This window comes from Pseudotabrizicola formosa (genome assembly GCF_002900965.1).
GTDB lineage: Bacteria > Pseudomonadota > Alphaproteobacteria > Rhodobacterales > Rhodobacteraceae > Pseudotabrizicola > Pseudotabrizicola formosa.
Genome location: NZ_PJOM01000003.1, coordinates 252107 through 265653 on the forward strand (window position 1 = coordinate 252107; position 13547 = coordinate 265653).

The following is a 13547-nucleotide window of genomic DNA, read 5'->3' on the forward strand; positions in this document are numbered from 1 at the left end:
CGCCGCAAAGCGGAAGCCTTTCCGCATTGCGCGTGCGTCCCGGTGATTTCGTTCACGCGGGGGGGCCGCCGCGGCGCACCCCCCCGGCGCATAGGGAACCCACGCGGCGGTGGGGCGTTTTTGTCAGGAGATATGTTCAAAAGGAGATTCAGAATGACCGCACAAGACAAGCACACCTTTCATGCCGATGATTTGCGTCTTCTGGATCAGGATGAGGCGAAGCTGGTTGAAACCGCGCGGCGCAGCGATCTGCAGCAGATCGGCCAGTCAGAGTTGAACGACACGTTGCAGCGCCTGCGCGACCGGCGCGACCGGGCGCGCGAGATTGCCAACCGTCAGCGCCGCGAAGCGCGGGGCAAGGCGGACCCGGCGGGGGTGGCCCCGGCCACCCAGAACGCGGGTAGCGAAGGCAAGGCACGGGTCTTGGGTCTTGCGCTGGAGCTTGTGACGCAAGAACGCCAGCGCCGGGCCGGAGGCGCTGCCGAGGCAGAGGCTGGCGAGAGCCAAGCGGATCTGGCTGAAAAAGCGATGGACCTGAAGCAGTCGGGGGCGCAGACCAACGCCATGCTGGAAGACGGAGGTCCGCTGCACCCCGAAGACCCCGAGGCCGATCCCGGCAAGGGGGCGATGGCAGACAAGGCGCGCAACATTGCACCGTCTGGCGCGCTGGACCATGGTGGCGAGCTGCCCTCGCGTGAGCGGTCGCGCACCCGGTACTAGGCGCGCGCCTACTCGGCGGCTTTCAACACCGAGTCCTGGGCGGCGAGGAATTTTTCGGCGTCCAGAGCTGCCATGCAGCCCATGCCGGCGCTGGTGACCGCCTGACGATAGATATGGTCGGTCAGGTCGCCCGCCGCGAAGACGCCCGGAATGCTGGTGCGGGTGCTGCCGGGTTCCACGGTGACATAGCCACCCGAATGCAGCGCGAGCTGATCTTTGACCAGTTCGGAGGCCGGGGCGTGGCCGATGGCGACAAAGAAGCCGTGGCACGGCACGTCTTTTTCCTCCCCCGTCAGCAGATTGCGGGTGCGCACGGCGGTGACGGACAGGGGCGCATCATCGCCCAGGATCTCGGTCACCTCGGAATTCCACAGCATTTCGATCTTGGGGTGCTTGAACAGGCGGTCCTGCATGATCTTTTCGGCGCGCAATGAGTCGCGGCGGTGGATCAGCGTGACCTTGGTGGCAAAATTGGTGAGAAACAGCGCCTCTTCCACGGCGGTATTACCGCCGCCGATCACCACCACCTCTTTGCCGCGATAGAAGAACCCGTCACAGGTGGCGCAGGCCGACACGCCAAAGCCCTTGAATTTTTCCTCGGATGGCAGGCCCAGCCATTTGGCCTGCGCGCCGGTGGCGAGGATCACGGCATCGGCGGTATAGGTGGTGCCGGAATCGGCGCTTGCCACGAAGGGGCGGCGGCTGAGGTCGAGCGAGGTGATGTAATCGCTGATGATCTCTGCCCCCATGGCCTGCGCATGATCCTGCATCCGCACCATCAGATCGGGGCCCTGCACATGGGTGTCACCGGGCCAGTTTTCCACCTCGGTGGTGATGGTCAGCTGGCCGCCCGGTTGCAGGCCCTGCACCAGAATGGGGTTGAGCATGGCACGGGCCGAATACACCGCCGCCGTATAACCTGCCGGGCCTGAGCCGATGATCAGAACGCGTGTATGCCGTGTATTGCCCATGGTGCCCTCATCCGGTTTCATGCGCGATTGATATAGGCGGTTGCGGGCGGGGCGGAAACCCCCTGCGATGCGGCGGCGGATCTGCAGAATTGTGCTGGCAGAGGGTGGGTTGGCGAAATATTCCTGCGCGATGTTGAAACATTGTTGCGCGGAAGACAGGGCGGCCCTAGATAGGCGCAAAAAGGAGCGCCCCATGGCTGTGTCAAAGCTTGATCCGATCGACCGTCAGATTCTGGCGGAATTGCAGGCTGACGGGCGGATGACCAATGTGGAACTGGCCAAGCGGGTGGGCATTTCGGCGCCGCCCTGCCTGCGCCGGGTGCGCACGCTGGAAGAGGCGGGCTATATCAAGGGCTATCATGCCGATATCGACGCCCGCGAGTTGGGGTTTGAGGTGCAGGTCTTTGCCATGGTGCGGCTGCAAAGCCAGGCCGAGGCGGATCTGGCGACGTTCGAGGCGCGCTGCCGCGCCTGGCCGCTGGTGCGCGAGTGCCACATGCTGAATGGCGAGATCGACTTTATCCTGAAATGCGTGGCATCGGATCTGTCATCGTTCCAGAGCTTTCTGACCGGCGATCTGCTGAAGGCCGAGAACGTGGCCAATGTGAAAACCAGTCTGGTGATCCGCTGCGCCAAGGATGACCCCGGTGTGCCGTTCGATGTGCTGGAAGAGCGGCTGGCCAGAACGGCCTGAGCGCCGATGACAGGGCCTGCCGAGCGACACCTGCCGAGCGACACCTGCCGAGCGACAGAGGCCCTGAACGCAAAAAGCGGCCCCGTTAGTGTGCCAGAGGAGCACCGGGACCGCTTTTGCCAAAGCAACGACCGTTCTGGCTTCGCTGCCCCCGCAAGTTGCGCGGGTCTTACATCGTGCGCCAGTCCACCATTTCGATGGTAAATCGCTATGGTCGGAACATGGCGAAAATCCGGCGCTTCGTCAAAGTTTTTCTGTCATTGGCCGTTATTTTTCATCAGTCGGCGGCAATGCCCCGGATTGTTGAGCTTCGGGCAACAAAAACCGGTCAATTGTGGTGGGAAAAAGACCTTTGGCTGTTCCGTGCAATCCTGCCCGGCGCACAAATGCAAACGGGCCGCGCATTGCGCGGCCCGTGTGTTTGAAACTCGATTCGGTCAGCGTGCGGCTTGCGCCCGGGTAGGGGTGGGGAGTGTCTTCAGCGCCTGCGGTTTGCGGCGCACCCCGCGCGCCCAGGGCAGAGCGATCTGCGGATCAAGGCTGGCGGCGATTGCGGATTTCAGCCAACGGCGGTCTTTTTTCATGGCAGGGTCCCTTGGTCCTTGAAGCACTGTCTCTGGGGCATAGTCTGGCCCGGGTTTGGGGCGGGGACGCGGCGTGATCTGTGTAAGATTGTGGTCAGGCGGATGCAGGGGCTGGGCGGTCCTGCTGCGGGGTCTGACGTGTTATCTGATTGATATGGCAGAATTTAGCGGCAATTCGGCGGAGTGGCAGATCCGTGTTTCCGGATCTTGCCCCCATTGATGCCATATTCCGGCCCCGGACCCTGCGCCAGCGGGGGCTACAGCCGGATCGCCGATATCAGCCGGCCATAGTCGGCCTCGCCGGCATGGGTGGTGCGTCGGAAGGAAAAGAATCGCTCGGCATCGTGATAGGTGCAGTGCCGGGTCCATTCGGCATGGCCCACACCGGCCTGGCGCAGGCGGTGCAGCCCGTATCCGGGCAGGTCAAACACCATCCGGTCGCCGCTGCCATTCGCAAAGAAGCGGCTGTTGTCGGGATCCTCGGCGATGAAACTGTCAAAGAACTCTGGCCCGACCTCATAGGCGCGCTGGCTGATGCAGGGGCCGATCACGGCGGAGATGTTGGCGCGCGTGGCACCCAAAGCCTCCATCGCGTCAAGGGTTGCCTCCAGCACCCCGCCCATGGCCCCGCGCCAGCCGGCATGGGCCGCGCCGATCACCTGCGCGCGCGAATCTGCAAACAGCACCGGCTGGCAATCGGCGGCCAGCACGGACAGGGCCACGCCGGGGGTGGCGGTCACCAGCGCATCGGCATGCGGGCGCACCGGCAAGGGGCCGGTCACGGTGACGACATCGGCCGAATGCACCTGATGCACGCCGACGAGGTGATCGAGCGGCACATCCAGGCTTGCCGCCACCCTGGCGCGGTTGATGGCCACCGCATCCGACAGATCACTGGACCCTGCGCCGCAGTTCAGCCCGGCGAAGATGCCCGAAGAGGCCCCGCCCTTGCGGGTGAAGAAGCCGTGCCGGACGGTCAGCGCGTCGGAGGTGATGGGGGCCAGGGTCATGGGGTCAGGCGAATCCGGGTGGTGGGGGGCTGCCGGGGGGGTAAAGCCCCAGCACTTTGAACACCGAACCCATTTCCTGCGGGTGGGTCAAGCGCCGATGCGCGGCAAGATGCGATTGCAAGGCCTCTCCGGCAAGCGATTGGGCCAGCCGGGCGGCGCGGGTCTCGATACCCAGCCGCGTCAGGAACTCGCCCTGGCTGGCAAAGACATGCGGCATGCGGGCCTGCGCGGCCAGGGCCTCGAAATCCACATGCGCGGTCAGGTCGGCCTCTCCGGGGGTGGCCAGCGGATCGGCAAAGGCATGGGCGCGCATCGCCTGAAAGGTGTCGCCCGCCGAGCGCCAGCCGCCGTAATCGACGATGAGCGCCGCCCCGCCATGCGCCGCGAGGCGCTGACCGATGATCTGGGCGATGGGCTGCGCCGCCGGGCAGACCTCGACCACGCGGCCGGGGGGGGGGGTCTGAAAAGCCGGGGCGGTGAAGGGCAGGGTGAGCGGATCTGATAGGCCGAAGGCCAGTTGCCCATCCTGTAGCCCGACCAGCCGTTCGCGCCAATGGCTGCCGTCAAAGTGGAACTGGCGCATCGGGAGGGCATCGAAGAATTCATTGGCCAGCAGGAAGAGCGGCTGATCGGGCAGCGAGTCGATGCTGCCTGCATGGGTGATGGGATGCGGGGCCAGCCGGGCCAGTTGGTCGCGGCGCAGGGCGGGCGATGCCTCGACCAGCAGCACCTGGGCTGCGGCGTGAAAGCCCGGCACGCTGCGGGTCGCCCGCAGCACATCAGCCATCAGCGTGCCGCGACCGGGGCCGAGTTCGGCCAGCGTGAAGGGGGCGGGTGCGCCCTGATCGAGCCAGCTTTGCGCAAGGCACAGGCCCAGAAGTTCACCGAACATCTGGCTGATCTCGGGCGCGGTGGTGAAATCGCCCGCCGCACCAAACGGGGTGCGGGTGGTGTAATAGCCATGCTCGGGGTGCAACAGGCATTCGGCCATGAACTCGGCCAGCGTGATCGGCCCGGTGGCGGTGATCCGCGCGGCGATGATCCGGCCCAGCTCTGTTCCGGCGGCTTTGGTCATGCGGGACGGGCGCGCAAGACCAGCCAGAGCCCCACGGCGATCATCGGCAACGACAGGATCTGGCCCATGGTCAGGCCGTAGCCGCCGATGTGCAGCGCAAGGCCCAAGGGGTTGCCTTGGGTGATGAACTGCGCATCGGGCTGGCGGAAGAATTCCACCACAAAGCGCGCCGCGCCATAGCCTGCCACAAATAGCCCGGTCAACGCGCCCGGCCATTTCAGCCAGCCGCGCCGGTAGGCGAGCCACAGCAGCACCGCGCCCAGCAGCAGGCCTTCCAGCACCGCCTCGTACAGCTGGCTGGGGTGGCGGGCGCAGATGCCGACGACGCCGGGGCAGGTCTGTGCCGCATCACCCGGAAAGGCGACGCCCCAGGGCAGGGTGGTGGGCCGCCCCCATAGTTCGGCGTTGATGAAATTGGCAACCCGGCCAAGGAACAGGCCCAAGGGGGCCGCCAAGGCCATCACATCGGCGGCTTTCAGCATCGGGATGCCTTCGCGGCGGCAGAACAGGATGCCTGCGACCACCACGCCCAGGAAGCCGCCGTGGAAGGACATGCCGCCTTCCCACACCCGCAGGATGGCGGCAGGGTTCTGCAGGTAGAACCCCGGCTGATAGAACAGCACAAAGCCCAGCCGCCCGCCAAGGATCACCCCGAGGATCACCCAGGTCAGCAGGCGTTCAACCTGATCGGCGCTCATCGGGGGGGGGCCGTTCCACAGCTGAGGGCGCTGTTGCGTGTCGAGCACCAGTCGCCAGCCACCAATGAGGCCGGCAATATAGGCCACCGCGTACCAGCGCAGGGCAAAGGTCATGCCGAACAGGTCAATGGCAAAGATCTCGGGCGAGATCTGCGGGAAGGGGATATAGGACATGACACCTCGGTTGCCGGACCCCCGCGTTGTCGGCAGGTGGGGCGCGGTTGTCAATGTGCCGCGCCGTCTTGCGGCGCGGCCCGGGCTGTCAATCTGCCGCGCCGTCTTGCGGCGCGCCCCGGGTCGTCAATCTGCCGCGCCGTCTTGCGGCGCGGCGGTGCGGGGCCATATAAGGAAGAAGACAGCACAAGGACCAGCCCGATGCAAAGCCGCAACAAGATCTTTGACGACCTGAGCCATCTGATGACCAATGCCATGGGGGTCGCACAAGGGGCCAAGACCGAGGCGGAAACCGCGATGAAGGGTCTGATCGACCGCTGGCTGGCGGACCGCGATTTCGTGACGCGCGAGGAATTTGACGCGGTGCGGGCGATGGCGGTCAAGGCGCGCGAAGAGAATGCGGCGCTGGAGGCGCGGATTGCCGCGCTGGAAGCGGGCGGCAGCGGCAAGACCGAGACACCTGCGGTCTGATCTGCAGCCTCCCTGGTTTTGCTGACGTGACCTCGCTCTTCTGACGCAAACTTGACGGCGAACCCGGCCTCTGCGGCCAGCATTCGCTTGAACCGTGTCCGGGCGTCACTACACTGCGCGAAAATTCATCTGTCGGAGTGTATTGATGCCTGTCTTGAAATCCCTTTGCCTTGCGGTCGGGTTTGCCCTTGCCGCCTCGGCCGCTTCTGCCGCGTCCTGTTCCGATACCGGGGGGCGCTACGAGGCCTGGAAGACCGAAATGGCGGCAGAGGCGCGGGCCGAAGGCGTGGGCCAGCGCGGGTTGGCGGCGCTGATGGGGTCAAGCTATTCCGGCGCTACCATCGCGGCCGACCGCAACCAGCGCAGCTTTCGCTATACGCTGGAAAAATTCATGCAAGTGCGCGGGGCGGATGCGATTGTAAGCCAAGGCCGGTCGCGCAAGGCAAAGAACGCCAATCTGTTTGCCGCGATCGAGCAGCGCTATGGCGTGCCTGCCGGGGTGCTGGTGGCGATTCACGGCATGGAAACCGGGTTTGGCGGCTTTATGGGGGACACCAACATTGTGTCGGCCATTGCCACACTGACCTATGACTGCCGCCGCAGTGCATTTTTCCGCCCGCATCTGATTGGTGCGCTCAAGCTGGTGGATGAGGGGGCGATCACCTCGGCCTCGGTCGGGGCCAAGCATGGCGAATGGGGCCACACGCAGTTTCTGCCCGGCAATGCGCTGATCTATGGCGTGGACGGCAATGGTGATGGCAAGGTTGATCTGAACAACCTGACCGATGCGATGGCCTCGACCGCGAATTTCCTGCGCCAGAAGGGTTGGCGCCCGGGGGCCGGATATCAGCAGGGCGAGCCGAACTTTGCCGTGATCGAGCAGTGGAATGCGGCCACCGTCTATCAGCAGGCCATCGCCATCATGGCCAAGCGCATCGACGGCTAGGCCCGCAGGGATCGGTGGCGGCACCGTCATTTTCCCCCTTGCGCGCTGCCGCCCGCTGCCCTATTCAGCCCGCCAGTGGCCCGTTCGTCTATCGGTTAGGACACCAGGTTTTCAACCTGGGAAGAGGGGTTCGACTCCCCTACGGGCTGCCACTTTCCCTGAATTCCGTTTTATAACAATAGCTTTTGGCTACGTTGGTCATTTAAGGGAGTCGCACGGGCTCGGTTTCAATGAGTTCCGGTGGTTGATAAAGACAGATTTGCCTAGCCAAGTCGCGGTAATGCACACGGCTATCTGGTGGTCGTCGATCTTGGCCAATAGCTGACATTGAACTTTTCGCGTGTGCAGCGGTGCTCTGGCTACAAACTGGCCATTCTATCCCGGCGCAGCACACATGGCGCGCCAAACACTTAAGAATTCATAGAACAACGTAATCTGGGGATTTTCCGGTTCGTTGGGCGTTCGCGTCTGGAAATCGGTGAAGATTATGGATGTCTTATACGCCTCCGGATTTGTGTAGCTTAACTTCACAGATAGTTAACAGAACATTAAATCTCGAATCACCAGTTGTATGTAGCACTTTCCCATGGCGTTCAGCCGATGGGGGGGAGACCATGACAGAACTCAGCCGCGCGCCTTTGGCGTCCAACGTTTCGTTGCCTTTGCGGGCCTGGAATATCCGTCGAAAGGCGCTTTTGATGGGCGAAGTGCAGGGGCAGGGCTACATCGGGCAGGCGCTTGGTGTCGCCGATGTGCTTGCGGCGGCGTATTTTCACGCGCTGACCCATGATCCAAAGCACCCCGAATGGGAAGGGCGCGACCGGTTCCTGCTGTCCATCGGCCATTATGCCATCGCCCTTTACGCGGTGCTGATGGAGGCGGGCATCCTGCCAGAGGACGAGTTGGAAACCTATGGCATGGATGACAGCCGGATGCCGATGTCGGGCATGGCTTCCTATACCCCCGGCATGGAGATCACCGGCGGATCGCTGGGCCATGGCCTTGGCATCGCGGTCGGCATGGCCATGGGGCTGCAGCGCAAGGGCAACCCGGCCTTTGTCTACAACCTGATGTCTGATGGCGAACTGGGCGAAGGATCGACCTGGGAAGCGGTGATGTCGGCGGTTCAGCATCGCCTTGGCAACCTGATCTGCCTTGTGGATTTCAACGACCAGCAGGCGGATGGCAAGTCCACCGCAGCCTTGGCCCAAGGCGACGAGCGCGGAAAATGGGAGGCGTTCGGCTGGCATGCACAGCGGGTGAACGGCAATGACCTTGACGCTGTGGTCGCGGCCTTTGACGCCGCCCGCGCGGTCACGGAGGCCAAGCCGCGCGTCATCATCTTCGATACCACCATGTGCAAGGGCGTGCCTTTTCTGGAAGCGCGCGAGATCACCCATTTCGTGCGGGTTGAGGCAGACGAATGGTCCAAGGCCCTGGCTGTTCTGGAAGAGGGAAAACCATCATGACACTCGCATCCATGGCCCGCAAATACGAAGCCCGCCGCGTGCCGCAGGGCGAAAAGGTGGCGACATCCGCCATGATCGCCAGTCTGGCCGCCGAAGGCTATGACACCGTGTCGGCCCCCTTTGGCCACGCGCTTGTCGATCTGGCAAAGACCGATGAACGCGTTGTCGGCCTGTCGGCTGATCTTGCAAAGTACACCGACCTGCATGTTCTTGCCACCGAGATGCCCGAGCGGTTCTACCAGATGGGCATGGCCGAACAGGTGCTGATTTCGGCGGCTGCCGGGCTGGCGCGCGAGGGGTTCATTCCCTTTGCCACCACCTATGCCGTCTTCGCCAGCCGCCGCGCCTATGACTTCATCGCCATGGCCGTGGCAGAGGAAAACCTGCCGGTCAAGATCGTCTGCGCACTGCCGGGTCTCACCACGGGTTACGGGCCCAGCCATCAGGCGACCGAGGATCTGGCGATCTTTCGCGGGTTGCCGAACATGACGTTGATCGACCCCTGCGATGCCACCGACATCGCCCAGATGGTGCCAGTGATCGCGGCGCATGATGGGCCGGTCTACAGCCGCTTGCTGCGGGGCAAGGTGCCCTCGGTGCTGACCCGCTACAAACCCGACTATCAGTTCGAACTGGGCCGCGCGCAGATGATCCGCGAAGGGGGCGACGTGCTGGTGATTGCATCGGGTATCATGACGATGCGGGCGCTGGATGCCGCCGAATTGCTGGCCCGTGACGGTGTGGATGTTGCGGTGCTGCATGTGCCCGTGATCAAGCCGCTGGATACCGCGACAATTCTGGCCGAGGCCGGAAAACCGGGCCGTCTGGTGGTAACGGCGGAAAACCACACGGTTGTGGGGGGGCTGGGCGAGGCGGTGGCGGGCACGCTGCTGCGTGCTGGTGTGACGCCCACGTTCCGCATGATCGCCCTGCCGGATGAATTCCTTGAGGCGGGTGCCTTGCCCACGCTGCACGAGATGTATGGGCTGACGGCCGCCAAGGTGGCCCAGCAGATCAAGGGCTGGTTGTAATGCTGCCCGCAAACGCACTGATAGTCTGAGGAGGAGAGGGCCATGGGCCTGTTGGACGGATATGTCGCAATTATCACCGGGGCGGCCTCGCCACGCGGACTGGGCAAGGCGACGGCAAGACTGTTTGCCGAGCACGGCGCGAGGATCGCCATTCTGGACCTGAACCCGGCGCAGGCCGAGGCGGCGGCGGCGGACCTTGGGGCGGGCCACATCGGGCTGGCCTGCAACGTAACCGACAAGGCCGCCTGCGACGCGGCGGCAGCGGCGGTGATCGAACGGATGGGCCGGATCGATGTGCTGGTGAACAACGCAGGGATCACCCAACCGCTGAAGGTCATGGACATCGGCCCCGCCCAGTATGACGCGGTGCTTGACGTCAACCTGCGCGGTACGCTTTACATGAGCCAGGCCGTTGTTCCGCAGATGCAGGCGCAGGGATCGGGCAGCATCATCAACATGTCGTCGGTCTCGGCGCAGCGCGGCGGCGGCATTTTTGGCGGGCCGCATTATTCGGCGGCCAAGGCCGGCGTGCTGGGCCTGACCAAGGCAATGGCCCGCGAGATGGCCCCCGCCGGCATCCGCATCAACGCAATCTGCCCCGGCTTCATCGCTACAGACATCACCGCGGGAAAACTGACGCCCGAGATGATGGAGACGATCCTGTCGGGCATTCCGATGGGCCGCGCGGGCGAAGCAAGCGATGTCGCAGGCTGCGCTTTGTTCCTGGCCTCCAGCCTGTCGGCCTACTGCACCGGAACCGAAGTGGACGTGAACGGAGGCTCGCTGATCCACTGACGCCTTGCCCGGTGGGGCCGGGATCTGCAACACATCATAACCCATGGGAGGAGAAACCATGAAATCTATCCTGAAGTCGCTTTTGCTGACCTGCGCCCTGCTGCCCGCGGCAGCACACGCCGAAACCATCGTGCTGGGCCATGGTGCGGCCCCCACCAACCCGCGCCATCTGGCGGCGAAACTCTTTGCCACGCAGGTCGAAAGCTGCACCAAAGGCGCCGTCACCGTGAACATCGCCGACAGCGGCACGATGGGCGATGATGTGGAACTGCTCACCTCGACATCGGCCGGTATCGTGCAGCTTACCGCCAACAGCCAAGGCGCCACCGGCCAGATCGTGCCCGAGATCAACCTGATCGGCCTGCCGTTCCTGTTTTCCGACAGCCAGACTGCCTGGCGCGTGCTGGATGGCGAGGTCGGCGCGATGATCGACGCCAAAGCGCAGGATGCGGGCCTCAAGGTGCTGGCTTACTGGGACAACGGCATCCGCCATGTCAGCCACATGTCGAAATCCATCACCACGCCGGATGACCTGAAGGGGATGAAGATCCGCACGCCACCCGATGAGATGACACTTGCCATCTTTAACGCTGTGGGCGCAAACCCGGCCCCGCTGGCCTTTGCGGAACTGCCGACCGCGCTGCAGTCGGGCGTGTTCGAGGGGCAGGAAAACCCGCTGACGAACATCTATTCGTCCAAGATCCACGAGATCACCAAGTTCATCAGCCTTACGGGTCACAAATACGAAAGTGCGCCGCTGATGGCCTCGCTGTCCTGGTGGTCGGGTCTTTCGGCGGAAAATCAGGCTTGCGTGCAAGAGGCCGCAACGGCCGCCAAATGGTATCAGCGCGGCTTGGCGCTGGAGGCGGCAACCACGCTGATCGAGCCGTTGAAGGCCGAGGGCGTGACGCTGACCGAGGTGGCCGACCGACAGGCCTTCATCGACGCCACGGCATCGGTCTATGAGGCATGGGGCGCGCGGTTCCCCGATCTGGTTGCACGCCTGCGCGAGGAAGCGGCGAAATGACGACCTCCGGCCCCTCGCACACACACAACGGCAGGGGGCCGGACACACACCCGCCCCGCGTGCTAGGCGGAATCGTTTTCGGCCTCGACCTCAGCGCGCGGCTGATCTGTGCGCTGACACTGACCGTCCTGTTCGCAGGCCTGCTGGCCAATGTGATCCTGCGCTATACTTCTGGCGCGGGGCTGCAATGGGCCTATGAGATGCACGCGATCTTGTTGCCCTGGATGGTGGCGGGGGGATTGATCCTTGCCACCATCTACAACCGCAACATAGCCGTCACGATCCTGCCCGACTTGCTGGGGCCGGTGGCGGGGCGAGCGCTTTTGTTCCTTGTGCTGGCGCTGACCCTGGTGATCTCGGCCTTTGTGGTCTGGTCGTCTTTTCCGATCATGCGCGCGGCGCGGTTCCAGCGGATTGCCAGTCTGGGGGGCGTCAGCCAACTTTGGGGCTATGCCAGCCTTGTTTATGGCTTTGTCGGAGTGGCGGTGATCTGCGCCTGCGATCTGATCACGCTGATGATGGGCCGCACTCCGGGGCGGGGCATCGCCGCATCGTCGCTGAGTTGAGGGGGGAACTGACATGACACAGATACTGATCCTTGTGTTCTTCGTGCTGTTGGCGCTGTCGGTGCCTGTGGCCCATGCGATGCTGGGCGGGACCGCCGCCGCCCTGCTGATCGAGGGCAAGCCTCTGGCCGTGATCGCGCAGCGCCTTTATGCCCCGACGCAAAGCTTTCCGATGCTGGCCGTGCCGTTCTTCATTCTGGCGGGCACGCTGATGATGCACGGCAAGTTCGGCGAATATCTGGTGAACATCGCCCGCCTTCTGGTGGGGCGGTTCAAGGGTGGCCTTGGGCAGGTTTCGATCCTTGGGTCGGTGATGTTCGGGGGCGTGTCAGGGTCTGCGGTGGCGGATGCGTCCGCCATGGGCAACGCGCTGATCCCGGTGCAGGTCAAAGAGGGCTATCCCCCAGCCTTTGCCGCGGCCGTGAATGCCTCGTCCTCCACCATCTCGGTGCTGATCCCGCCGTCGATTCCGCTGATCCTGTTCGGGTTAGTGGCAAATGTCTCGATCATCGACCTGTTCGTGGCGGGCATCCTGCCGGGGCTGGTGATGGGCGTGGGGATGATGGTGGCGGTCTGGTGGGTTGCCCGGCGGCGAGGCCTTCCGGCGGCCCCGCTTCCGGGCGGATTTCGGGCGTTCCGCAGCCAGATCCTGTTTGCGTTTCCGGCCTTGATGATGCCTGTTTTCGTGATCGGCACCCTGCGCTTTGGTATCGCCACACCCACCGAGGTCTCGGTGCTGGCGGTGGCCTATGCGCTGCTGATCGGGCTGTTCGTCTATCGCGACATGACACCCCGGTTGGTTTGGGACGCGTTGGTCAGCACAGGGATGATGACGGGGGCGGTGATGCTCATCATCATGGCCTCGGGCACGATCCAGTGGGTGATGACGTCCGAACAGGTGCCACAGGCACTGGCGTCCTGGGTCACGGCCACACTGCGCGAACCGTGGATGGTGATCCTTGCCCTGAACCTCGTCATGCTGATCGTAGGCATGTTCCTTGACCTGCCCGCCGCCGTGCTGCTCCTTGGTCCTTTGTTCGTGACGGTGGGCAATTCCATCGGGCTCGATCCAGTGCAACTGGGGCTGATGATGGTCATAAACCTGTCGATCGGGCTTTACACGCCGCCGGTGGGCACGACGCTGTTCATCTCGTCGGCCATTGCGCGGTCCGGCATCGGCGAGACGACCCGCGCGCTGATGCCGTTCTATCTGGTGGCGATTTTGGTGCTGCTGGCGTTTTCCTTCATCCCGGCCCTGACGATCTACTGACGGGGTCGGCCAAGAGCAGCGGGCGGCCGGTCGCGGGCCGCCCGTA

General features: G+C 63.9%; 16 protein-coding genes and 1 tRNA gene. 12 read left to right on the forward strand and 5 right to left on the reverse strand.

From position 1 onward, the window contains the following. Positions 1-153: 153 nt before the first annotated feature. Complete coding sequence (locus CXR43_RS12445) at positions 154-720, forward strand: hypothetical protein (protein WP_103334398.1); 567 nt, start codon at positions 154-156, stop codon at positions 718-720. Between the two features lie 8 nt (positions 721-728). Here the strand turns inward: CXR43_RS12445 and trxB are convergent, their stop codons facing one another. After that, positions 729-1691 (reverse strand): thioredoxin-disulfide reductase, encoded by a 963-nt coding sequence (gene trxB, locus CXR43_RS12450; RefSeq protein WP_103334683.1) that lies wholly within the window; start codon positions 1689-1691, stop codon positions 729-731. A gap of 193 nt (positions 1692-1884) precedes the next feature. Here trxB and CXR43_RS12455 point away from each other — a divergent pair, with 193 nt between their 5' ends. Both CXR43_RS12455 and CXR43_RS12460 read left to right on the forward strand, forming a co-directional pair. After that, positions 1885-2385: an Lrp/AsnC family transcriptional regulator gene (locus CXR43_RS12455; RefSeq protein WP_103334399.1), complete on the forward strand. Its 501-nt coding sequence runs from the start codon at positions 1885-1887 to the stop codon at positions 2383-2385. A gap of 176 nt (positions 2386-2561) precedes the next feature. Beyond that, positions 2562-2810 carry a hypothetical protein gene (locus CXR43_RS12460; RefSeq protein ID WP_146036518.1) on the forward strand — a complete coding sequence of 83 codons (249 nt, stop codon included), beginning with the start codon at positions 2562-2564 and terminating at the stop codon, positions 2808-2810. A 12-nt stretch (positions 2811-2822) separates the two neighbouring features. Here CXR43_RS12460 and CXR43_RS17925 read toward each other — a convergent pair whose 3' ends face one another. The 4 genes from CXR43_RS17925 to lgt all read right to left on the reverse strand — a co-directional run bounded on the left by CXR43_RS17925 (position 2823) and on the right by lgt (position 5926). Further along, positions 2823-2969, reverse strand: coding sequence for a hypothetical protein (locus CXR43_RS17925; protein ID WP_168219826.1), 147 nt, complete (start codon positions 2967-2969; stop codon positions 2823-2825). 257 nt (positions 2970-3226) lie between these two features. Further along, entirely contained in the window at positions 3227-3979 is a 753-nt protein-coding gene (gene pgeF / locus CXR43_RS12465; RefSeq protein ID WP_103334401.1) for a peptidoglycan editing factor PgeF, read from the reverse strand. 4 nt (positions 3980-3983) lie between these two features. Further along, complete coding sequence (locus tag CXR43_RS12470) at positions 3984-5054, reverse strand: class I SAM-dependent methyltransferase (RefSeq protein ID WP_103334402.1); 1071 nt, start codon at positions 5052-5054, stop codon at positions 3984-3986. Then, positions 5051-5926, reverse strand: coding sequence for a prolipoprotein diacylglyceryl transferase (gene lgt / locus CXR43_RS12475; protein ID WP_103334403.1), 876 nt, complete (start codon positions 5924-5926; stop codon positions 5051-5053). The genes CXR43_RS12470 and lgt overlap by 4 nt, the downstream gene beginning before the upstream one ends. Before the next feature lie 201 nt (positions 5927-6127). On the opposite strand from lgt, the gene CXR43_RS12480 reads away from it, so the two are divergent. The 9 genes from CXR43_RS12480 to CXR43_RS12520 all read left to right on the forward strand — a co-directional run bounded on the left by CXR43_RS12480 (position 6128) and on the right by CXR43_RS12520 (position 13501). Continuing rightward, positions 6128-6397, forward strand: coding sequence for an accessory factor UbiK family protein (locus CXR43_RS12480; RefSeq protein WP_103334684.1), 270 nt, complete (start codon positions 6128-6130; stop codon positions 6395-6397). 145 nt (positions 6398-6542) lie between these two features. Further along, positions 6543-7343, forward strand: coding sequence for a lytic murein transglycosylase (locus CXR43_RS12485; RefSeq protein WP_103334404.1), 801 nt, complete (start codon positions 6543-6545; stop codon positions 7341-7343). Positions 7344-7420: 77 nt separating this feature from the next. Continuing rightward, a tRNA-Glu gene (locus tag CXR43_RS12490) sits at positions 7421-7495 on the forward strand. Positions 7496-7957: 462 nt separating this feature from the next. After that, positions 7958-8812 carry a transketolase gene (locus CXR43_RS12495; RefSeq protein WP_103334405.1) on the forward strand — a complete coding sequence of 285 codons (855 nt, stop codon included), beginning with the start codon at positions 7958-7960 and terminating at the stop codon, positions 8810-8812. After that, positions 8809-9843 (forward strand): transketolase family protein, encoded by a 1035-nt coding sequence (locus tag CXR43_RS12500; RefSeq protein WP_103334406.1) that lies wholly within the window; start codon positions 8809-8811, stop codon positions 9841-9843. Before CXR43_RS12495 ends, CXR43_RS12500 begins: the two co-directional genes overlap by 4 nt. 42 nt (positions 9844-9885) lie before the next feature. Beyond that, positions 9886-10638, forward strand: coding sequence for an SDR family NAD(P)-dependent oxidoreductase (locus CXR43_RS12505; RefSeq protein ID WP_103334407.1), 753 nt, complete (start codon positions 9886-9888; stop codon positions 10636-10638). 58 nt (positions 10639-10696) lie between these two features. After that, positions 10697-11665 (forward strand): TRAP transporter substrate-binding protein, encoded by a 969-nt coding sequence (locus tag CXR43_RS12510; protein ID WP_103334685.1) that lies wholly within the window; start codon positions 10697-10699, stop codon positions 11663-11665. A 59-nt stretch (positions 11666-11724) separates the two neighbouring features. After that, complete coding sequence (locus CXR43_RS12515) at positions 11725-12231, forward strand: TRAP transporter small permease (RefSeq protein ID WP_246831380.1); 507 nt, start codon at positions 11725-11727, stop codon at positions 12229-12231. A gap of 13 nt (positions 12232-12244) precedes the next feature. Next, positions 12245-13501 carry a TRAP transporter large permease gene (locus tag CXR43_RS12520; protein ID WP_103334409.1) on the forward strand — a complete coding sequence of 419 codons (1257 nt, stop codon included), beginning with the start codon at positions 12245-12247 and terminating at the stop codon, positions 13499-13501. Positions 13502-13547: the final 46 nt, after the last annotated feature.